This is a genomic window from Acinetobacter sp. TG2027 (assembly GCF_000302435.1).
GTDB lineage: Bacteria > Pseudomonadota > Gammaproteobacteria > Pseudomonadales > Moraxellaceae > Acinetobacter > Acinetobacter pittii.
In genome coordinates this window covers 50,529-70,309 of sequence record NZ_AMJN01000005.1, presented here as the reverse complement: position 1 = coordinate 70,309, position 19,781 = coordinate 50,529, and the positions used below count along the sequence as shown (strand labels likewise).

General features: G+C 40.0%; 22 protein-coding genes and 1 pseudogene. 10 read left to right on the top strand and 13 right to left on the bottom strand.

Going from position 1 to position 19,781, the window contains the following annotated elements:
- From B806_RS0102210 to B806_RS0102195, 4 genes are all read left to right on the top strand, one after another.
- Positions 1-240 carry an RNA-binding protein gene (locus B806_RS0102210; protein ID WP_002115113.1) on the top strand — a complete coding sequence of 80 codons (240 nt, stop codon included), beginning with the start codon at positions 1-3 and terminating at the stop codon, positions 238-240.
- Positions 241-249: 9 nt separating this feature from the next.
- Positions 250-612 carry an ASCH domain-containing protein gene (locus B806_RS0102205; RefSeq protein WP_017385705.1) on the top strand — a complete coding sequence of 121 codons (363 nt, stop codon included), beginning with the start codon at positions 250-252 and terminating at the stop codon, positions 610-612.
- Positions 613-692: 80 nt separating this feature from the next.
- Positions 693-1,196: a DUF6586 family protein gene (locus B806_RS0102200; protein WP_005066079.1), complete on the top strand. Its 504-nt coding sequence runs from the start codon at positions 693-695 to the stop codon at positions 1,194-1,196.
- 112 nt (positions 1,197-1,308) lie between these two features.
- Entirely contained in the window at positions 1,309-1,587 is a 279-nt protein-coding gene (locus B806_RS0102195) for a hypothetical protein (protein WP_002114792.1), read from the top strand.
- Between the two features lie 35 nt (positions 1,588-1,622).
- On the opposite strand, the gene B806_RS0102190 is transcribed toward B806_RS0102195, so the two are convergent.
- From B806_RS0102190 to B806_RS0102175, 4 genes are all read right to left on the bottom strand, one after another.
- Entirely contained in the window at positions 1,623-3,332 is a 1,710-nt protein-coding gene (locus tag B806_RS0102190) for a cation:proton antiporter (protein ID WP_005066082.1), read from the bottom strand.
- Positions 3,333-3,480: 148 nt separating this feature from the next.
- The gene (gene rpmG / locus B806_RS0102185; RefSeq protein ID WP_001205031.1) at positions 3,481-3,636 is read right to left on the bottom strand and encodes a 50S ribosomal protein L33; all 156 of its coding nucleotides are present in this window, start codon (positions 3,634-3,636) and stop codon (positions 3,481-3,483) included.
- A gap of 12 nt (positions 3,637-3,648) precedes the next feature.
- A complete protein-coding gene (rpmB, locus tag B806_RS0102180) occupies positions 3,649-3,885 on the bottom strand; it encodes a 50S ribosomal protein L28 (RefSeq protein WP_000048256.1) in 237 nt (78 codons plus the stop codon).
- A 167-nt stretch (positions 3,886-4,052) separates the two neighbouring features.
- Positions 4,053-5,501, bottom strand: a complete 1,449-nt coding sequence (locus tag B806_RS0102175) for a coniferyl aldehyde dehydrogenase (RefSeq protein WP_017385706.1) — start codon at positions 5,499-5,501, stop codon at positions 4,053-4,055.
- A gap of 112 nt (positions 5,502-5,613) precedes the next feature.
- Between B806_RS0102175 and B806_RS0102170 the strand changes: the two genes are divergently transcribed.
- The 5 genes from B806_RS0102170 to B806_RS0102150 all read left to right on the top strand — a co-directional run bounded on the left by B806_RS0102170 (position 5,614) and on the right by B806_RS0102150 (position 9,441).
- Positions 5,614-6,306: a TetR/AcrR family transcriptional regulator gene (locus B806_RS0102170; protein ID WP_002114968.1), complete on the top strand. Its 693-nt coding sequence runs from the start codon at positions 5,614-5,616 to the stop codon at positions 6,304-6,306.
- A 74-nt stretch (positions 6,307-6,380) separates the two neighbouring features.
- On the top strand, positions 6,381-7,244 hold the full coding sequence (purU, locus tag B806_RS0102165) for a formyltetrahydrofolate deformylase (RefSeq protein WP_005066088.1): 864 nt from the start codon (positions 6,381-6,383) through the stop codon (positions 7,242-7,244).
- A 379-nt stretch (positions 7,245-7,623) separates the two neighbouring features.
- Positions 7,624-8,373: an energy transducer TonB gene (locus B806_RS0102160; RefSeq protein WP_002114938.1), complete on the top strand. Its 750-nt coding sequence runs from the start codon at positions 7,624-7,626 to the stop codon at positions 8,371-8,373.
- A gap of 43 nt (positions 8,374-8,416) precedes the next feature.
- Positions 8,417-9,037 carry a MotA/TolQ/ExbB proton channel family protein gene (locus tag B806_RS0102155; protein ID WP_001011664.1) on the top strand — a complete coding sequence of 207 codons (621 nt, stop codon included), beginning with the start codon at positions 8,417-8,419 and terminating at the stop codon, positions 9,035-9,037.
- Positions 9,037-9,441 carry a biopolymer transporter ExbD gene (locus tag B806_RS0102150; protein ID WP_017385707.1) on the top strand — a complete coding sequence of 135 codons (405 nt, stop codon included), beginning with the start codon at positions 9,037-9,039 and terminating at the stop codon, positions 9,439-9,441. Before B806_RS0102155 ends, B806_RS0102150 begins: the two co-directional genes overlap by 1 nt.
- A 57-nt stretch (positions 9,442-9,498) precedes the next feature.
- Here B806_RS0102150 and msrA read toward each other — a convergent pair whose 3' ends face one another.
- The 7 genes and pseudogenes from msrA to lgt all read right to left on the bottom strand — a co-directional run bounded on the left by msrA (position 9,499) and on the right by lgt (position 14,342).
- The gene (gene msrA / locus B806_RS0102145; protein WP_004794799.1) at positions 9,499-10,023 is read right to left on the bottom strand and encodes a peptide-methionine (S)-S-oxide reductase MsrA; all 525 of its coding nucleotides are present in this window, start codon (positions 10,021-10,023) and stop codon (positions 9,499-9,501) included.
- A gap of 100 nt (positions 10,024-10,123) precedes the next feature.
- Positions 10,124-11,179, bottom strand: a complete 1,056-nt coding sequence (locus B806_RS0102140; protein WP_017402560.1) for a DUF4105 domain-containing protein — start codon at positions 11,177-11,179, stop codon at positions 10,124-10,126.
- A gap of 14 nt (positions 11,180-11,193) precedes the next feature.
- Positions 11,194-11,703 (bottom strand): dihydrofolate reductase, encoded by a 510-nt coding sequence (locus tag B806_RS0102135; protein WP_002114723.1) that lies wholly within the window; start codon positions 11,701-11,703, stop codon positions 11,194-11,196.
- 44 nt (positions 11,704-11,747) lie between these two features.
- A complete protein-coding gene (thyA, locus tag B806_RS0102130; RefSeq protein WP_017385709.1) occupies positions 11,748-12,590 on the bottom strand; it encodes a thymidylate synthase in 843 nt (280 codons plus the stop codon).
- An 18-nt stretch (positions 12,591-12,608) separates the two neighbouring features.
- Positions 12,609-13,074 (bottom strand): annotated as a pseudogene (locus tag B806_RS0102125) (hypothetical protein).
- A gap of 9 nt (positions 13,075-13,083) precedes the next feature.
- Positions 13,084-13,443, bottom strand: a complete 360-nt coding sequence (locus B806_RS0102120; protein ID WP_002115133.1) for a hypothetical protein — start codon at positions 13,441-13,443, stop codon at positions 13,084-13,086.
- Between the two features lie 80 nt (positions 13,444-13,523).
- Positions 13,524-14,342 (bottom strand): prolipoprotein diacylglyceryl transferase, encoded by an 819-nt coding sequence (gene lgt / locus B806_RS0102115; RefSeq protein ID WP_005066098.1) that lies wholly within the window; start codon positions 14,340-14,342, stop codon positions 13,524-13,526.
- 93 nt (positions 14,343-14,435) lie between these two features.
- Between lgt and B806_RS0102110 the strand changes: the two genes are divergently transcribed.
- Positions 14,436-15,215, top strand: a complete 780-nt coding sequence (locus tag B806_RS0102110; RefSeq protein WP_017402559.1) for an NRDE family protein — start codon at positions 14,436-14,438, stop codon at positions 15,213-15,215.
- Positions 15,216-15,262: 47 nt separating this feature from the next.
- On the opposite strand, the gene B806_RS0102105 is transcribed toward B806_RS0102110, so the two are convergent.
- Entirely contained in the window at positions 15,263-17,455 is a 2,193-nt protein-coding gene (locus B806_RS0102105; RefSeq protein ID WP_017402558.1) for a PhoX family phosphatase, read from the bottom strand.
- 205 nt (positions 17,456-17,660) lie between these two features.
- Positions 17,661-19,613, bottom strand: coding sequence for an alkaline phosphatase PhoX (locus B806_RS0102100; protein WP_017398797.1), 1,953 nt, complete (start codon positions 19,611-19,613; stop codon positions 17,661-17,663).
- Between the last annotated feature and the right edge of the window lie 168 nt (positions 19,614-19,781).

Genomic DNA, 19,781 nt, shown 5'->3' with positions numbered 1-19,781 from the left:
ATGAAAATATTAGTTCGTAATTTAGATCGTGCTGTAAGTGAAGCTGAAGTTTTAGAGTTGTTTAAGGCATATGGTAAAGTTGATACATGTGTTCTTGTGACTGATAAAGATACAGGTAAATCGAAGGGCTTTGGTTTTGTTGAAATGCCTAATCCCCGTGAAGCGATTAAGGCAATTAAAGGCTTAAATACGCTTAAAGTTAAAGGCTATGGAATTCGAGTTAAAGCAGCCGAAGAATAAGTTTTCCTGATGAAAAGACAATTTTTAGCTCTCTCAATTGTAACGCCGAATGGTACTCGTATTGCTAAAGGTATAAAAACACTTGAAGTACGTTCATGGGTGCCTACACAGTTACCAGTGAAAGATCTATTAATTGTCGAAAACCAGAACTTTCTGGTTAAAGATACTGATGAAGAGGAGGGAGTTGCTGTCGCTTTAGTTGATGTCGACTCAGTTCATACTTGGCGAAATGACGAGGTCAATTTAGCCTGTGCATCTGCTTGGAGTGAAGGCTATTTTGCTTGGGTTTTAAGTAATATTCGCCCTTTAAGGCAGCCAGTAAAAGTTTTAGCTAAACGTAAAATTTATCAAGTTGAGCTGGATTTACCATAAATAACGTTGATTTTATCAATGGAGTCGTTAAGCTAAGAATAGCTATTGCAATGGCGATTTTAGAACAGGAAAGTTTAGTTATGTCACGTGTTGCTCGTTATCATGCCGATCGTACCAATCAGAAGCTCTATTTTGCACGTCTAGCGTGTCAACAGGCAGAGCAGACTGATCATGTGCAGCAGGTACAAGCTTACCGTGAAGCAGCTGTATTTCATTTACATGGCGCAATGTTAGCGTTCTTACAAGAATTGGTACGTTATTACCGTTTAAATGATTTGCAACCCACCTTAAAATCTATAGAGGAACATATGGCGGCAAAAGGACAGGTTTCCCCTGAAGTGTCCGTTTTGCAGCAATTGGCAAAAGATGGTTTTGTTGCAGAGTTAAAACGAGCTTATCGTATGTGCCAATACGCCCCAGAACCAAAAGAACCGACTCCTGAAGAAGAAACTTCTTCTAACCTTATTATTAAAGTGACACAAGGGCCTCAGTCTTGGTTGCCAGATGTTAAAATCTTGCGTGAATGGCACCGAGAATTAAGTCATTTAATTGATGGTTTTCGTAACGAAATGGTCGAGTTCTAAAATTAAACTGCCTAGATGCTTGAAATTTAGACTAGGTGTGCCTATATAAATAAGACAAGAGATGCAAAGTGCAAGGGTGCTTTGCCACCATGTTGAAACATGGAGGAAGTATATGTCTATACAGCAATTGAAAGAGTTATTTGGAAATCAAGAAGCAGTGTTGGAATTAGTTCAACTCGAAGGTGGTGAACTCGCCTTGCGTAATGCAGGTTCTGAGAATGAACCCTTGGTTAAAATTCAATTTAGCGATGAAGTCAAAGCAATCTTGGGTGAGCAGACTCCAGTTGTTGCTCAGCATATGATTCAGGCTGCATTGTTTGGACTGCTGGAAAAGCAGGTAAACGAGTGGCAGGCTGAGGTATTAGACGAACAGCCTAAATTCTTGAGTTAAAAAAAGCGTACTCTTGAGTACGCTTTTTATATGGGTTAATGAATTGTTGACTGATGAGCAAGCTCGATCTGATTTAAGATGTGGTGACTCATATTCTTTGCCATTTCTTCTTTTGCATAGAACACTTCGCCAATATTTTCGTCACGGATAACCGCTGCTTCTTCTTTACTTTCTGCACAAATTAATACCTGAATCTGAGGATTTAATTGCTTGGCAATGGTCACAATACGGTGGATATCTAAAATATCCATAGGTGAGATTACCAAGAGTCGTGCATGCATGATATGTGCTTGAATTAAAACACTTGGTTCAGTAGCAACACCACTCACAGCAGCAATATTTGCGTTACGTAGTTTTTCTACGATTTCACGATTCTCTTCAGCAATAACGACCTTAATATTCTCATTAATTAAATTTTCAGTAATGCGTCGTCCTACACCGCCATACCCCACAATTACGACCTGATCACGTAAGTAAGCTTGATCAACTTCATCGGGTAACATTGCCAATGGGTCACCGCTACGTTCAAGCAGTCGAGCTAAGTGAGAGCGTTCACGAATCCAGCGTTGTACAGGTTCAATCGCTGAGAAGATGAAAGAGTTAAGCGTAATTGAAAATAAAGCGCCTGCTAGAATTAGATTCTGAGCTTCTAAGCTTAATAAGCCTAAAGAAACACCAAGTGTCGCCAAAATAAATGAAAACTCACCAATCTGTGCAAGGCTTGCCCCGACTGTTAAAGCTGTATTGATTGGATAGCGGAAGAATAAAACCAATGCCATTGCTGCAAGAGTCTTACCTACCATAATAATCGCGATAACAGCTAAAATATGGAGCGGACTCTCAACAAGAATATGTGGATCAAACAGCATGCCCACAGAAACGAAAAATAAAATCGAGAAAATTTCACGTAGTGGGAGAGTCTCTTCTTCTGCACGATGGCTAAAGTCTGATTCTTTAACGACCATACCCGCAAAGAATGCCCCTAAAGCCATTGAAACCCCAAAAATGGCATAAGAACCGTAGGCAATCGAAACTGCAGCAGCGACTACGGTTAGCGTAAATAGCTCTCGTGACCCTAAACGAGCAACAAATTGCATAATAATAGGCACAACGCGTTTGCCTACAATGAGCATAAAGGCAATAAAGCCAATCACCTTTAATAGGGTTATCCCAAGGGTTAACCAGATATTACCGTCTGCACCTGCTGGTGCTTTTCCACCGAGTAAAACAGCTGTAGCTGGAAGAAGTACTAAAACCAGTACCATCACTAAATCTTCGACTAACAACCAACCCACAGCAATTTTGCCGTTAACTGAGTCTAAAAGACCTCGGTCTCCTAATGCTTTTAATAATACAACTGTACTCGCACACGATAGACTTAAGCCAAAAACGAGTGCAGACCCGAAACTCCATCCCCATAGCATTGAAACGCCAATACCAAGTAAGGTTGCAACAGCGATTTGTAAAATTGCACCAGGCAAGGCAATACGACGAACCAGTAATAAGTCTTTTAATGAAAAGTGCATTCCTACACCAAACATCAAGAACATGACCCCGAGTTCTGCAAGCTGGTTGGCAAGGTGGATATCTGCTTCTATACCGGGTGTATTTGGGCTAATAATAATTCCGGCAATTAAATAGCCGATAAGAGGGGGGAGTCGTAATCGGGCTGCAATGTAGCCAAAAATGAGGGCAACGCCGAAACCAACAGCAAGTAAAATAATTAAATCTACGTCATGCGGCACTAAAAACTCCTTTTACGTGAGTTAGGCTAAAAACAAGCATAAAAAATGCCAAGGCGGAATGTAGAGAAAGTTTAACAAAAAGGTAGGTATAAAAAAAATGCAAAAAAAAAACGACTTCATAAAGAAGTCGTTTTTTTCGAGGCTAAAATTATTTGATTTTAGCTTCTTTGAAAATCACGTGTTGACGGATTTTTGGATCAAATTTTTTGATTTCCATTTTTTCCGGCATAGTACGTTTGTTTTTAGTCGTGGTATAGAAGTAACCTGTACCAGCTGAAGAAACGAGGCGAATCTTATCACGCATTGCTCAGACTCCTTAGATCTTTTGACCTTGAGCACGAAGGTCTGCAACAACCTTTTCGATACCCAATTTGTCAATAATACGCATACCTTTAGTGGTTAAACGAAGACGTACAAAACGTTTTTCGCTTTCTAACCAGAAACGGTGGTGGTGCAGGTTCGGCTCGAACCGGCGCTTGGTTTTGTTGTTGGCGTGTGAGACGTTGTTACCAACGACTGGACGCTTGCCGGTAACTTGGCAAACCTTAGACATGGTGTAACTCCATTGATTCAGCCAACAGCAAATCTGTGGCCAGTCATACTAAATGTAAACGGATGAATTCATTCAAGGGGCGTTTTATACCAAAAATACGATTAAAAGACAAGCGAAATTGGTAAAAACGAGGCATGATTTAGTATAACAGATCATGCCTTGATCAGTTAGCGCAACAAGGTTTTCGAAATGAAACGATGAATAGGCTTATTGAACGGTGGAAGAATGTATTTAAGGCTATAAAGTTTTGGATTTGACATCATCGAACGCTCATGAGAAAGGCTAAAAAAGCCCTCTGGTCCGTGATATTTACCCATACCTGATGCGCCAATTCCGCCAAACGGTAAATCATCTTGTGCAACATGGGTAATCACCATGTTAATTCCGAAATGCCCTGAATGGGTGTGCTGTGCAATATAGTCAGCACGCGCTTGATCATAGTCAAAATAATACATCGCTAAAGGACGTGGACGACTATTAATGAATTCGATGACTTCTTCTATTTGGTCATATTCTAAAATCGGTAGAATAGGCCCGAAGATTTCATTTTGCATAATATCCATTGCGGTTGTCACGCCAGTGACTAAAGTCGGCGCAATTTTACGGACATCATCTAAAATTTCATTTTGCGGATTAATTTCAACAATACGTGCGCCTTGATCACGGGCATTTTCGAGATAACCCTGAATGCGGTTGTACTGTTTATCATTAATAATAGAAGTGTAGTCTTGGTTGTTGCGGAAATGAGGATACATTCCAGCTACGATCAATTTAAAGTTTTCGATGAACTCGGCAGTTTTGCCGCGTGGTAAGAAAATATGATCTGGTGCAACACAAGTTTGTCCTGCATTCCACAATTTACCTACAGCAATACGTTGAGCCACATCTTTCATATCCATAGATGCATGCACAAGGGCAGGAGACTTTCCGCCTAACTCAAGAATCACAGGAACAAGGTTTTGAGCTGCGGCTGCCATCACTGTTTTACCAACAGAAGTTGAGCCTGTGAAAATCATTTTGTCAAAAGGCAAATGACTAAACGCATCTGAAATAACGCCACCACCATTTACCACAGCAACTAATTCTTGTGGGAATGCTTCTGCCAATGCACTTTCAAGGACTCGGCCAAAGTTTGGCGAGGCGCTAGAAATTTTGATCATGGCATGGTTGCCTGCAGCTAGTGCACAGATCAGAGGTCCAACTGAAAGTAATAATGGGTAATTCCATGGTGTAATAATACCAATGACACCCATAGGTTGATATTGTACCCAACCTTTTGCTGGCTGATGTAATACACTGATGTGGCGTTTTGATGGTTTCATCCACGCAGTCAGATGTTTACTGTAATACTTAATTTGTTCCAAACTCGTGAGTAGTTCACCAATTTTTGTTTCCATAACTGCACGATTGCCATAATCAAGGTTAATTGCTTCGGCAATCTGATCTTGATATTTTACCAAGACTCTTTTAAGACGAGCTAAACGATCAATACGCTCTTTAGCAGTGGGTACCGGATGACGTAAATAAGCGAGCTTTTGTTGTTCAAGCAAATCATGTAAATGCTTAACATCATAAGGAAGCTGAGTCTCTGGATTTGTTTTTGTTTGACTGTTCATCGGTACTTACCAAATATACTGATATACTTATTTTTTAGAGTAAATACTCTAAATAGTCAAGTCGGTTTATGTGTTTAAGTCTTAACCATGTGAATTATTAAAGGTTATTAAAATGTCTCTACCTAAAGCTCTGAAGACAAAAGACCGGATTTTACAAATTAGTTTGCAGCTTTTTAACGAGCGAGGTGAACGGTCGGTTACAACCAATCATATTGCGGCGGAGTTAGGTATTAGTCCTGGAAACTTGTATTACCATTTCCGGAATAAGCATGAAATTATTAAAGAATTAATGTACCAATATCAGGTTGAGACTTTGGAAATGCTTTCTTTACCTGAAGACAGACCATTAACGACCAATGACAAAATCAACTATTTTCAAGTATTAAGTGGCCAACTCTGGAGTTACCGTTTTATCCATCGTGATGTCTATCATTTAGTTGAAAGTAACGAAGACTTTAAAAAGATTTATCCACGGTTTGCTGGACAGGTCATGCAACAGGGGCAAAAGATTTATCAAGCCTTTGTCGATGCCGGCCTTATGAAAATGACGCCATCTGAAATTGAAGCGCTCATTATTAACTTATGGATTGTATTAACAAACTGGACAAACTTTTTATATATGTCTGGTCACATTAGTGACAATAACCACTTAGAAGAGAAATGGGTTTGGCAGGCATTACGTCAAATGGTTTTCCTTGAAGGTCCTTATCTTATGGGGGAAAGCCGAGCAACTTACGAGCAGTTGCTTGATTCACTGGGGCCTTCTGATCTATTCGCCAGCTTGTCGTCATTAAAAGATGAATAGTTGTACTTGCCTATTTAGAGCGCTAGAATACTCGGCTTATTAAAAATTTGACTCAATTAAGTGATATTAACCAAATGAATATGACCACTGCCAATACAGCCCGTTTACTGATTACTTGTGAAGACAAGCCTGGGATCGTACAGGCTGTATCGAGCTTTTTGTACCACCAAGGTGCAAACATTACCGCGCTTGATCAGTATGCGACGGAAGCTCAGGGTGGACGTTATTTCATGCGTGTTGAGTTTGAACTTGACCATTTACAGTCACGTAAAGATGCATTAATTCAAACATTTGCTGCTAACGTTGCTGAGCGTTATGGCATGCAATGGCGTCTTGCTTTCGTAAACGAAATTAAAAAGGTTGGTATTTTAGTTTCTAAAGTCGACCATGCTTTACTTGAGTTATTGTGGCGTCATGCACGTGGGTCGTTACCTTGTGAAATTACACATGTGATTTCTAACCACGAAGATTTACGTGAATCCGTTGAGAACTTCGGTATTCCATTTACTGTAATTAAAGTAACTAAAGACAATAAAGCTGAAGCTTATGCACAAATTGATGAAATGATGCAGGGCAATGACTTATTAGTTCTTGCACGTTACATGCAGATTTTAAGCGAAGATTTTGTTGCGAAATGGGAAATGAAAATCATCAATATCCACCATTCTTTCTTGCCAGCTTTCGTGGGTGCTAATCCATACAAGCAAGCTTATGAAAAAGGTGTGAAGTTGATTGGTGCGACAGCTCACTATGTAACTGCTGACCTAGACCAAGGCCCAATTATTGAGCAAGACGTTGAGCGTGTAAGCCATGACTATAATGTTGAGCAACTTCGTGAGCTAGGTGAAGATGTTGAGCGTAATGTATTAGCTCGCGCAGTAAAATGGCATTTAGAAGACCGTATTATTGTTGATGGTAACAAGACGGTTGTTTTTTAAATAACGCTTAATTAAAAAAGCACGCTTCATGCGTGTTTTTTTATATCAAAAAATCTATTGAAATGATATAACGTAACAATATTGAATGAATTTATGGTAGGATTCGATCTCTTCATAGTGAAATTAGCCTAACTATATAAGTTAGATTAAACACTTTGTGAACAAGAGATACGCGTTCATGTAACTATGAGAAAACAAAAGCAAAGACACTCAACTGATACAAATTAGTGATATTGAGCAAATGTTTTTCTCAAAAAATAGTTGCAAATGAAAACACTTCTCATTTATTATTGTGGCACTTTATTGTTCTATCCGATGTTTGAAATCGTTTCTACAAATAGAAATCTGAAATCATCATCCATTAGGTAATTAGATTCTTATGAGTCAATCTTCCGCAGCCTTAAACTCTCCCAATCCGATGAAAAAGAAAGTCATCACGGCACTAATTGCGGTTGCAATTGGTCATATCGGGGTTTTATGGGCGGTCAGCCATATTAAGCCTGCTGAATTAAAGCCAATCGAGAAGAAGCCTTTACAGGTACGTTTCGTAAAAATTCAAGAGCAACCAAAACCACTACCTCCTAAGCCAAAGGAACCGCCTAAAAAGCCGGAACCTAAAAAAGAGGTAAAAGAAGTTAAAGTTGTTGAAAAACCTGTGACACCACCTAAAAAAGTGGAAAAAATTCAACAGGTGAAAAAAGCTGAAACACCAAAAGAAACAGTAAAGACAGAACCTAAAGTTGAAACCAAAGTGGTAACGACAACTGTTACTGAAAAAGTTATCGAAAAACCAAAACCAGTGGTACAAGAAGCGCCTAAAGCTCAACCTGCCCCAGATCCATCACCGAAACGCGTTTCAATTGGTGGTTCGGGTGTACAGTGGAGCCGCTCACCACGTTTAACAGTTTCTTCAAAAGATTTACAAGGCGAAGCACGCTCTGTCATGGTACTCATTGAAGCCGATGAAAAAGGCAAAATTATTAATGTACGAGTGACTAGAAGTAGTGGTATTTCAAGTCTAGATGACAAAGTTGTACGTGCTGTTCGCGGTGCGAAATTTAAACCTTATATGGAAAATGGTGTTGCTTATCCAATTAAAGCAGAGCAACCCTTTGATTTAACCCCTTAAATGAATTTGAGTCCCAACGGCTAACCTTAATCAGGAGTTCAATATGAACTTTTCAATCTATTGGCAACATGCAGATGCAGTGAGTAAAACCCTGTATTTCATCTTATTGGCAATGTCGATTGCTACCTGGACAGTTTTCATCTTACGTTTGATGGGGACTCGCCAGCTAAAACAACAAGCTTATGCTCAACTTTCTCAGGCTATCACTTCGTTAAAAGCAAAGTTACAACCTTTGAGTTTTGAACAGCGTAAAGCGGTTGCAGAGCAGGCATTACTTCGTCAGATTTCTGCTGAAAAGGCCAATGCTGATAAAGGTATTTCTGTTTTAGGAACAATTGCTTCAATTGCACCATTCGTAGGTTTGTTTGGTACTGTTTGGGGTATTTTCCATGCGCTGGTTGCCGTAGGTAAAAGCGGACAAGCAGGTTTGGCTCAAGTGGCTACACCAGTAGGTGAAGCACTTATTATGACGGGTCTTGGTCTTGCAGTTGCGATTCCAGCGGTATTGGCTTATAACATTTGTGTACGTGCAAACCGTGGTCTTGCTCATGACTTACAAGATCAAGCGCACAGCTTGTTAATTGACACAATGTTGCAGCAAGACTCAACTGTAAAGTCTGATGTTAAAACTGCACAGCAAAGTTACGTTGGAGGTCAAGCTTAATGGCTTTTCAATTGGGTGAAGACCACGATAGTGGCATGAATGAGATGAATCTCATTCCGCTAATCGACATTATGTTGGTGTTAATGATCATCTTTTTGGTCACAGCAACAGTTGCCAACCCATCGATTCCATTAACGCTTCCTAAAACAACTGCTGAAATTATTGATCCACCACCAAAAGCAATTACGATTAGTATCAATGCAAATGGTGAAGTGGCTTGGGATACTCAAGTAATTAGCCTAGATGAGCTTCAAAAACGTTTTCAAGAAGCAGGTCAAGGCGATGTTAAACCAACAGTTCAACTTCGTGCTGATAAAGAGTCGAAGTACGATGCTGTTGCTCAGGTAATGTCTCGCGCCAGTGAAGCCGGACTGAGCGATATTGCCTTTGTAAGTGAAAACTAAAATTTAGTTTACTCAATAAAAAAGCAACCAAACTGGTTGCTTTTTTATTGTTCTGATTTATTGATCTTTCATCAGATGCTGGAATTTACTATATAGCTTGAGCAGCTTTGGTGGAATCGCAAAGTTGCAATAACCTTGTGAAGGATTCTTTGCATAGTAATTCTGATGATATTCTTCTGCTGGATAGAATGTCGGAACAGGGGACAGCTCAGTCACAATATCAAGATCGTCATTTTTTAGAGTCTGAATCGTGTGTTCCGCTGCCTGCTTTTGCTCTTCATTATAATAGTAAATAACAGAGCGGTATTGTGTGCCGATATCATTACCTTGGCGATTTAAAGTCGTTGGATCATGAGTCGCAAAGAACACGTCGAGTAACTGGGAGTAAGTTACTTGCTCTTCATCAAAGTCGACTAAGATCACCTCAGCGTGCTGGGTGTCTCCTTGACATACTTGCTCGTAGGTAGGGTTAGTGGTGTGTCCACCTGCATAACCACTCGTTACTTTTTCTACACCGCGTATTTGTAAAAATACAGCTTCGACGCACCAAAAACAGCCGCCGCCAAATAATGCTTGTTGCATTGTTTTTCCCTCTATTTCCTGCCTATTACAATAGGGTTTATGTATTTAAAATACAAAGTAAAGCATGTATAAAAAAGTAAAGAAAAGTGCATTACTTATTTCATTTAGCTTTAGGTAAACCTTGTCGAACGATTTGAGAGAAGTGTTCACTACTCTGATCTGAGAGCTGTTCAAAATTTTCAGTTCTTGGGTTGATATGCGCAATTTGATACCACTGTTTTAAACTGATATTTTGATTAAGTGCTTTAAGGTCATATAAATAATTAGGTAAGTAACCCGAAGCGATTAGACGATAATCTTTGGGAAGCTGATATGGGTTAATTGCTTGAACCATATCGAAAATTAAGGTTGTACAGTTACTCGTAAGGGTGTTGTACCACTCAGGCTTCTTGCGTAGCTCATCCGATTTCTTAAGATATTCTAAAAATAGCGCTTTTTGCTCGCTACGCGGCATATTGACTGGAAAATTATAAACTTGCTCTTTACGGATGTTGCTACGCGTATAGACAATATCTTTCTCATCAGAAGCAATTAAGCTCAGTTCATATTTTCTAAAAAAACCGCCAATTGCCGAAAACTCTTCAGTTTTTTCTTTGCGAATCTCGATTGAGAAGACCAAAGGTTGCTGATTCTTAAATTCGAAGCTTACCAGTGTATGAGCAATTTGTGGTCCCATCCAGTAAGAGGCAATGATGTTTATGCCATTTAATTGCTTAAGATCAAATGTTCGGGTTTCCCATCGCACATCATAAGTTCCATCAAGATGCCAGTTGAAGTTACGAACATTGTGTAAAGTGATTACATCGCCGTGCTTTTCATAGCTCAGCATATTGGCAACTTCTGGATTCCAGTCACGATCTTGACGTGCAGTTATGGAAAAATACCAAACAAGAGAGCAGGCAAACGCTAAAAGATAAATCAGGATATCGGTACGGCGGCTAATAATATGACCTTCAACATATAAGCCAACCATGCTGAGTGCAAAAGCAATCCAGATGCCAATGAGTATGCGGCTACCTAACCAGCCAAAAGGTTGTTGAACCCAAAGCGCTACGCATACCCAAATACTAGAGAACACAATAAACAGCGTGAATAAACTATGTAATAGCCCAAAAAGTAGAGCAGTAATAAATTCACGTGTTCCGATATTGTGCATAGGCATCCATAAAATTATTTTTTATAAGTGGCAAACTCGAATGAAGTTCCTGATTTTTCATCAACATGCTGTTCACTTGCGGTTTTATGAAACTCACTCGGTATTGTTGGATAATGTGCATCACCTTGTACATCTAAGTCAACATGAGTGAGCTCAAGACGGTCTGCAATCGATAAGGTTTGCTTAAAGATTTCACCACCACCAATAATGAACAACGCTTGTTTTTCGGTATTCTTTACATCTTCTAAAGCTGCATTTAAGGCATCTTCAATTGAATACGCAACTTTAACGCCGTCAAATTGCCAGTTAATGTCACGGGTAATCACCCAATTCACACGGTTTGGTAGAGCACGGCCCATAGACTCAAGGGTTTTACGGCCCATCACGACCACACCGCCTTGTGTGATTTCTTTAAAATGTTTTAAGTCGGCAGAAATATGCCATGGCAACGCATTGCCTTTACCAATACAGTGGTTTTTGTCCATTGCCACAACGTGGACAACTTCTACATTTTGCCATGCCATAATCTTATTCTCTAAACCGTAATCTAATGAAATTTAAGCCTTCGTTATACTGCAACTGGTGCTTTAATTGCCGGATGTGACTCGTAACCTACAATCTCGATATCTTCAAATTTGAAATCAAATAAGTCAGTTATTTCTGTATTTAGTTTCAATTGGCATAGCGGTAAAGGCTCACGTGTCAATTGAAGTTTAGCTTGTTCAAAATGGTTGGCATAAAGATGCGTATCACCACCAGTCCAGACAAAATCACCTACACCTAAACCGCATACTTGAGCAATCATATGGGTGAGTAGAGCATAACTCGCAATATTAAAAGGTACGCCTAAAAACACGTCAGCACTACGTTGATAAAGCTGGCATGACAACTTGTTGTCTTGTACGAAAAATTGGAAGAGCGTATGGCAAGGCGGTAAGGCAACTTGTCCAGCTTCATTTGGGTTCCAGCCAGAAATAATTAAACGGCGCGAGTTTGGATTGGTCTTAATTTCGTTAATTAACCATTTAATCTGGTCAAAACCATCTTGATTATAAGTACCGTCAGCATTTTTAGTTGCGCCGAAATTACGCCATTGATGACCATAGACTGGTCCAAGTTCATGCTCTGGACGGCCAAAGCGAGCAGTTTGTTCTGCTGTTGCCCATTCATCCCAAATTGAAACTTTATTGTCTTTTAGGTATTGGACGTTGGTGTCGCCTTTTAAAAACCAAAGTAACTCAATCACGATAGAACGGAAATGAACTTTTTTTGTGGTGAGTAAAGGAAAACCTTTAGAGAGATCAAAACGCATTTGATGACCAAATACAGAACGGGTTCCTGTGCCTGTACGGTCGCCTTTGTCACCGCCATTATCAAGGATATGTTGTAGTAGGTCTAAATATGCACGCATAACACTCTCGAGCTCGGATTAATTCCATAAAATAGAAGGGGAGATGGTTTCTGGATCAATAAACCGTGGAAGATAATAACATGGTTTAATGACAGGTAGGAAAGCGAGCAATAGTTTGTAATTAAAATCGTTTAGCGCGATTTTGATAAATCGAGACAAGGAAAAAGCCAATCAGTACAAAGCCTAAAGCTTGTATGAGATGAATCCATTTAAGCTGAACAGGGAGCAAATACATCAAAATAATAATGATCAAAATAGGATAGGTTTTGATTAAAAGTCTCAAGCTCGATTTGCCTGATGTGTTGTTTGAAAGTTTGGTATTCAAGAAATGCCCAATATGTAAGCCAAACCCGAAAATAAGGCTGAGTATTGTATAAATAGGAGGTAAGGGCTGAACTTGATTAGCAGCATAAACTGCAACACAAACAACAATAATGAAGATAAGTTTGATGTGACGTGGTGCGTTGTACCAATAAGCCAACATATATTGAGCCTATTTATTAAAAAGTGATTGAGGTGAAAAAATAAAAGCAGCAAGTGCCATAAAAGCGATTCCTTGCACACCCCAGATCAGCAAGTTCGGCATTGTTTTAACAAAAATAAGTGCAAATAAAAGAGCGATAGGTATCCACGTCAGCAGGCGATAAAGTAGGCCAGTTGGATTTTTTTGAGCAAAATGCAATTTAAAATAGCGACAGATTAAAAAAATAACCCCAGTTCCTGTAAACATTAGAATGGTATCTAAAGGCAGTGGTTGGTACTGATATAACCCAATACAGATCAACAGTGTAATAATTAAAATTACTAATTTTTTAAATGTCGGGACTTGAGTGTTAAACCAGAATTCCAGCATGTCGTATCTTCATTTTTAGGAGAGTAAAAACTGTAGCATAAAAAAGAAAAGAGGAGCCGAAACTCCTCTGATTTATCATATTAACTGTTCTTTTGTGGGCCCCAGTCATAGATTTTCTTTTGGTAGGCATACCACATCATCCAAAGGCCTATCAGTAGCATCGGAACGGTGAGGATCTGACCTTTAGTCATCCAGCCAAACAAAATAAAACCTTGGTCGGCATCTGGTTGACGGAAGAATTCCATTACGAAGCGTGCAACACCATAGCCCATTAAAAATAGGGCAGAAACCGCCATGCGTGGACGTGGTTTTGAACTAAACCACCACAAGACAATAAATAGGATTAAGCCTTCACAAATTGCTTGATAAATTTGTGATGGATGACGTACCAGTTGTAATGGATCAGTTGGGAAGATCATACCGAATGGATAATTTGGGTCAGTTACCGCACGACCGTATAACTCTCCACCAATAAAGTTACCAAAGCGCCCAAACATTAAGCCAGTCGGTACACATGGGGCAATAAAGTCGAGGGTTTGGAACCATGTTTTTTGATATTTTTTACACCAAAATAACATCGCAATCATGACGCCTAAGAAGCCGCCATGGAAACTCATACCGCCTGTCCAGACTTGGAATAGCCAAATCGGATTTTCAAGGAATTTATCAAACTCATAGAAAAGGACGTAGCCGACACGACCGCCCAGAACGACACCTAAAGCACCGTAAAACACCAGATCGGAAACCATTTCTGATGTCCAGCCATCACGCTGTTTGGCACGGTAGGAAGCAAGCCCCCAAGCACATAAAAATGCCAATAAATACATGAGTCCATACCAATGAACTTGAAGAGGTCCTAGATGTATTGCGACCGGATCGATATTAGGATAGGTCAGCATTGCTGCTCCTTGATCTTACGTTTTGACAGATTGTAGCGGAATGATGTGAAAAATGTTGTACATTCAATGTGTAAAGATAGGGAATAAGAAAAGATGTGTATTGTGGCTTTAGCATGGCATGTTCTGGATGATATGCCCTTATGTCTTATGTCAAATCGGGATGAGTTCTACCATCGACCAACAGCCTTGTTACATCAGTGGCAACATACACCGATTATTGCTGGGCAAGATTTACAGTCGGGTGGGACTTGGATGGGCGTTACACCTGAAGGCCGATGGGCTGTCTTGACCAATTTTCGTGATGGACGAGAACAAAAATCATATGAAACTTCTCGAGGGCACTTAGTTCAGGCTTTTTTAGAGTCAGATTTATTGCCGATTCGATTTGCTCAACAATTAGAACAGCAGCAACAGAACTTCGCTGGCTTTAACCTGTTTATGGGAAATGCTGATCAAGCGGTTTATATGAGTAACCGTGGTGAAGCCCCGCAAGTATTAGCCAATGGTGTTTATGTGGTTTCAAATGGTTTGATGTCTGAACATTGGGAAAAAACCAGACATTTAAGAACACGTTTTACGCAAGAGTTTTTGCCTATGCTTCAGCACCAGACGGAAGAGTTAACTTTGCAACATGCTGCATGGGATATTCTTGAAGATGAACGTAAGGTCACAACGGCATTATTACCCAATACCGGCATTCAGCCAGAAATGGAAGAGTTATTATCATCGACTTTTATTCAAAGTCCTGTGTATGGTACACGTTGTTCAAATTTTTTAAGAATGACCAATAATGAATGGGTTTGGTTAGAAAAGACCCAACAAGGCGAGCACAGTGGGCAAATTGTTCAGCAGCAGGTTCTCTTAAATCGATGATAATAAAAATGCCGATCAATTGACCGGCATTTTTAATCATCTAAGAATTAACCCACGATCACACCACCATCTTTACGGGTAATCACAACAGTTGCTGAGCGTGGACGCGCAGTTTTGTTACTTGGATCTTTCTGGGTTGCTGGCCAGTTACTTTCTGGTGTCGAGTAACTTGCAGAATCTTCGCCAGGGTGTTGAACATTAATGAAAATTGCTTTGTAGTCAGGTGTCATCGCAATACCTGTAATCTCACATTGCTTAGGTCCCACCAAGAAACGGCGCAAAGTTGAGTCAGTAACTTTAGCACCGACTAAAGTTTGCTGACCATTTGACGTAGTTGCCGGAGCACCATCGCCAATCTGGCCTGGTAGCGCAGCAAGCATCATACAGTTAGTGACATCAGTGTATGCGCCATCATCTGTTTGAATCCAAAGTACGCCACGTGGGTCAAACCACATACCATCTGGAGATGACAAATCATTGTTGTCTGTTAAACCTGATAAGTTGATGTTTGAAGCCATAGATGCTTCAGCACCGAATAGATAAATATCCCATTTGAAGGTTTCAGCAGTGGTTTTGTCATCAGTTTCTTTAAAACGGATGATATGACCGTTCACGTTACCCTTTTGCTCTTTAGTGCCGTTGTAGAGGTCTGTGTAGTTACGTGGGTTTGCAGCATCGGTCGCGTAATCTTTACCACGATTTGAGTTGTTGGTTAGGGTCACATAGACTTCACCGTTTACTGGGTTGACCGTACACCATTCTGGGCGGTCCATTTTTGTAGCACCGACTGCATCGGCAGCTAAACGTGCAAATGTGACAACGTCAGCTTGAGATTTAAATGGGTAGGTCGTGTTGCTTTCATTTAAGCCATTTTTGCCATAGGCAAGTTCAATCCATTGACCTGAACCATCGTTATTAAACTTGGCAACATACAATTTACCTGCGTTCATGTATTTGTCGCCAGCCGCATAACCACGATTTACATCTTTGACATCCCACACTGCGGTAGAGACGAACTTATAGATGTATTCACCGCGAGAATCATCACCCATATAAAATGCTAATGGTTGACCTGCTACGGCACGACAAGCACTATCTTCATGTGCAAAACGTCCCAATGAGGTACGCTTAACCGGGTTTTGGCGAACATCAAACGGATCAATCTCGACCATCCAGCCGAATGTATTTGGACCGTTACGGTAGTCTTGGGTAGCTTGTGCAGCTTTTACATCGGCATTCCAGCGGTCATATAAGTCTTGTGACTCTACTTGACCAATTGCTGTTTCCCAGCCATAACGTGAGCCAGATCCTGCTTTTAAGCCATAGCGTTTCAGTGCAATAATTTCTTCTGGAGTACGTAATGCGTCATCAGTCGTACTACGAGCAAAGTAACCAATAAAGTTTTCTTCGGTCGTTAAGTATGTGCCCCAAGGCGTATAACCATTACCACAGTTATTATGGGTACCACGTGTTTTACGAGCAGTCGGGGAGAAGCGAGTTGCAAGCAAGCCAGAACCAGCTGCAGCACCTGCAAAATCCATCTCTGTTGATGCTGTAATACGGCGGTTAAAAATAGAATTTTTATCAATTGTTACTTTTTGAGTTGCAGCATCTTTTTTGATGTAAACAATAGAAACGCCATGCGCATTGGTTTCACGAATGACCTCATCTTCAGGACGGCGACCGTCAACCTTAGTTGGGCCTTTTGGGTGAAGGAAAGTTTGATTGATATATTCGTGATTCATGACCAACAAACCTTGCGCTGAAGCACTCTCGTCAAAGCGGTTTGTTGAAGTATTTAAACCAAAATAATGCATACCATCATGACAGTCACCTGAACGGAACTGGAAGCTTGGGCCAGATGGAATATTATTATCGTCCCATTCGCCAAAATTAGGGTTGATTGAATCACCCAAAGCAAAAATGACATTCGCTTCATAACCTTCAGGTACAGTCACAATATCATTATGGTTTTTCGCAACTGTGGTAAAAGTTAATTTTTCTGGTTTTTTATTTGGATCTACAGGTGTGGTTCCACCGTTGTTAGAACCTGAATCATCATCGCTATCATTACAGCCTGTTAATGTAGAGGCTAAAGTTAACGCTACAGCACCACTTGCTGCTTTAGTAATTAAACTACGGCGACTGATGTGTTGTTCTAAAATGTCACGAAAGTGGATATTGTCAGAAGTATTGTTATCCAATTCTTGGTCTTCATGATATGGCGTCAGCTCTGTCATGGGAAATTCCTAAGTAAATAAAGAGATTGTTCTAAAATTCTTCATGAGCTTAGTTTGTGAATGTGACGAGGCGTTGACGTTTTGATGATAAGTTAATGAAAAGTTCTGTAATTTTTCATTTATTTTTCATAAAAAGTAAAAGCTGAATGTAAAAACATTAAAGCTGGTCTTAGCCAGCTTTAATGTTTAGAGAGCTTATGAAAAATTATTTAGTTGTGACTGAAGGGGCAATTGGGTCTGCTGTAATATAGCCGACGTTAGCACTATAACCATTGTTGTAATTTTGGTTAATTAATGCCTTAACATCCTCAGGTACACTACTACTGTCGCCTGGATGTTGGAAGTTGCTCATGATGTAAGTCCAACCGTTGATTGAATCTACCGCATGTAAACCTGTTGACTCTGCACCTGCCGGTGTAGAAAGTAAACGTGTTAACTCTTTGGTATCTACATTGTATGCCCATAAGAAGTTATTCACGTGGTTACCTGAGTCTTCACCAATGAATAATGTGCGTAAAGTTTCAGAGAACTTCAGATTGTCTGGGCTAGCAATTTTGTCTGGATTCGCTGTATTACCTAAACTATCTTTCGCAGCAAGATCTTCACCCATGAGTAGCATATATGAGTAAAGAGGAACCCACTCGCTATTGATTGCGCTACCTTCGTTGTCTGTAAAGCTATTACCTAACTTGTGTGCAAGCACGCCACCAGCAGTAATTTTTTTAGAGAACGCGACATTATGTCCAGCGACATAACCTTTACCACCAATGACCATTGAATCTTGAATATTAGCTAAAGCAGAGTAAGCAACTTTATCTTTAATATTTACGTTAGTACCTTCCATCTTGGTGAATGCCATACTTGCACCTTTTAGTGCTGCATAACGATGTGTTTCCAAGAAAGCTGCTGCTTTTTCCATACCTGGTTTAAGTTTGACCCAAAGCTGTTTCTTTGCCAAAGTGATTTCAGTATAGCTGGCATCATTTGGATTGGTTGTTAAACTTTCCATGATGTCAGTTGACTTAATCCCACCAGCAACTAAATCCTCAATTTCTTTACTTGTCGCATGGCCAAGTTTGATCCATTGAATGCTAGCAGTTGAGGTTTCAGTTAGAGTATTGATGTATTTAGCAACATATAGTGTCCCTGCTGATAAATCTTTTTCTTTATCTGCAACGAACATGAAAAAGCCACCGTTGGTGTAGTCATCTCCCATAAGTGCTGTACGGTTGTCTGGCATAACATGGATAAGTTCGTGAGAAATACGACCTAAACAATAGTGTTTTTTAATGCTACCAGTACCATCAAGGTTAACTGTTACTTCTGGCAAATGACCGTAGTTATATGGGTTTGCTTTAGTTTCATCACCAAAGAAGTATTTACCAAGATATTTTGGATCTGTACCGCCAATGCCTTGATTGAATGCATCTGGTTCATATTCTTCACTTGATAAGTGAGTGTTCCAAGGTGATAAGCTAGCACCGCAAGTAATCCATAAACCGTGTACTGGTGCAGTATCAACGTTGAAGTATTTTTTAAGTTCTAGGTGACCTGTTTTTTGGTCTTGATCTAAAGTTAAAATTGCGATTGGTGAAGGTAATTGACCGTAAGTATCACCTCCTGCTTGGTCTTTAGAGTTATATTCAAATTGAACAACGTGGAACACTGGGTTTGCTACGCCTTCAACTTTCGCACCTTCTAATTGAATTAGAGATGAACCATCTGGACAGTCTGAAAAGAACTGACGTTCTTTACCAGCAACTGACTTATCCATAATTGGATTGCCGTTAACATCAAAATAACCACCCGCGATAATCGTCCCACCACCAAGTTTTGGTACGCTATCACCAGTTTTAAAGAAAGGTTTATAAGCGAGTTGGTATTCAGTACTGGTTGAATTTTCCCAATCAATTTTTAATTTAGAATTCACTACAGTTGTTGCACGGTCTGCCGCAGTTGTTGGCGCTGGCATTGCTGTGAATTTTGCATTTTTAAATTTGCTTGGTTGTGGTGTTGGAGTGACTACTGAGCTGTCATCACTATCATTACAACCTGCTAATGTTGCTGCCGTAGCCATCGCTCCTAATGGTAGAAAAGGAATCCCCGAAAACCATTTTAAAATTTCGCGACGCGTTGGTTGAGTAGAAGCAGTTGTCATAAGAAATCCGTAAATTTTGTGGGTATATTTGTTGAGTTGATTCTATGGACTGAAAATGACACTTTTCTTACATTTTTAAGTCACTTTGAAGACAGTTTATTGCTTTGTAGATTAAAAAGTGTTCTACATAAAAAAGCCTGAACTTGTAGGCTCAGGCTTTTTCTTAGA

What these genes read in the sequence shown, in the direction of transcription:
- B806_RS0102175 (WP_017385706.1), bottom strand. Translation starts at nt 5,501, where the DNA reads ATGAACAGTCAAACAAAAACAAATCCAGAGACTCAGCTTCCTTATGAT.
- B806_RS0102155 (WP_001011664.1), top strand. Translation starts at nt 8,417, where the DNA reads ATGAACTTTTCAATCTATTGGCAACATGCAGATGCAGTGAGTAAAACC.
- B806_RS0102105 (WP_017402558.1), bottom strand. Translation starts at nt 17,455, where the DNA reads ATGACAGAGCTGACGCCATATCATGAAGACCAAGAATTGGATAACAAT.
- purU (WP_005066088.1), top strand. Translation starts at nt 6,381, where the DNA reads ATGAATATGACCACTGCCAATACAGCCCGTTTACTGATTACTTGTGAA.
- B806_RS0102210 (WP_002115113.1), top strand. Translation starts at nt 1, where the DNA reads ATGAAAATATTAGTTCGTAATTTAGATCGTGCTGTAAGTGAAGCTGAA.
- B806_RS0102135 (WP_002114723.1), bottom strand. Translation starts at nt 11,703, where the DNA reads ATGGCATGGCAAAATGTAGAAGTTGTCCACGTTGTGGCAATGGACAAA.
- rpmG (WP_001205031.1), bottom strand. Translation starts at nt 3,636, where the DNA reads ATGCGTGATAAGATTCGCCTCGTTTCTTCAGCTGGTACAGGTTACTTC.
- lgt (WP_005066098.1), bottom strand. Translation starts at nt 14,342, where the DNA reads ATGCTGACCTATCCTAATATCGATCCGGTCGCAATACATCTAGGACCT.
- B806_RS0102100 (WP_017398797.1), bottom strand. Translation starts at nt 19,613, where the DNA reads ATGACAACTGCTTCTACTCAACCAACGCGTCGCGAAATTTTAAAATGG.
- B806_RS0102110 (WP_017402559.1), top strand. Translation starts at nt 14,436, where the DNA reads ATGTGTATTGTGGCTTTAGCATGGCATGTTCTGGATGATATGCCCTTA.
- rpmB (WP_000048256.1), bottom strand. Translation starts at nt 3,885, where the DNA reads ATGTCTAAGGTTTGCCAAGTTACCGGCAAGCGTCCAGTCGTTGGTAAC.
- B806_RS0102200 (WP_005066079.1), top strand. Translation starts at nt 693, where the DNA reads ATGTCACGTGTTGCTCGTTATCATGCCGATCGTACCAATCAGAAGCTC.
- thyA (WP_017385709.1), bottom strand. Translation starts at nt 12,590, where the DNA reads ATGCGTGCATATTTAGACCTACTACAACATATCCTTGATAATGGCGGT.
- B806_RS0102140 (WP_017402560.1), bottom strand. Translation starts at nt 11,179, where the DNA reads ATGCACAATATCGGAACACGTGAATTTATTACTGCTCTACTTTTTGGG.
- B806_RS0102205 (WP_017385705.1), top strand. Translation starts at nt 250, where the DNA reads ATGAAAAGACAATTTTTAGCTCTCTCAATTGTAACGCCGAATGGTACT.
- msrA (WP_004794799.1), bottom strand. Translation starts at nt 10,023, where the DNA reads ATGCAACAAGCATTATTTGGCGGCGGCTGTTTTTGGTGCGTCGAAGCT.
- B806_RS0102160 (WP_002114938.1), top strand. Translation starts at nt 7,624, where the DNA reads ATGAGTCAATCTTCCGCAGCCTTAAACTCTCCCAATCCGATGAAAAAG.
- B806_RS0102120 (WP_002115133.1), bottom strand. Translation starts at nt 13,443, where the DNA reads ATGCTGGAATTCTGGTTTAACACTCAAGTCCCGACATTTAAAAAATTA.
- B806_RS0102170 (WP_002114968.1), top strand. Translation starts at nt 5,614, where the DNA reads ATGTCTCTACCTAAAGCTCTGAAGACAAAAGACCGGATTTTACAAATT.
- B806_RS0102195 (WP_002114792.1), top strand. Translation starts at nt 1,309, where the DNA reads ATGTCTATACAGCAATTGAAAGAGTTATTTGGAAATCAAGAAGCAGTG.
- B806_RS0102150 (WP_017385707.1), top strand. Translation starts at nt 9,037, where the DNA reads ATGGCTTTTCAATTGGGTGAAGACCACGATAGTGGCATGAATGAGATG.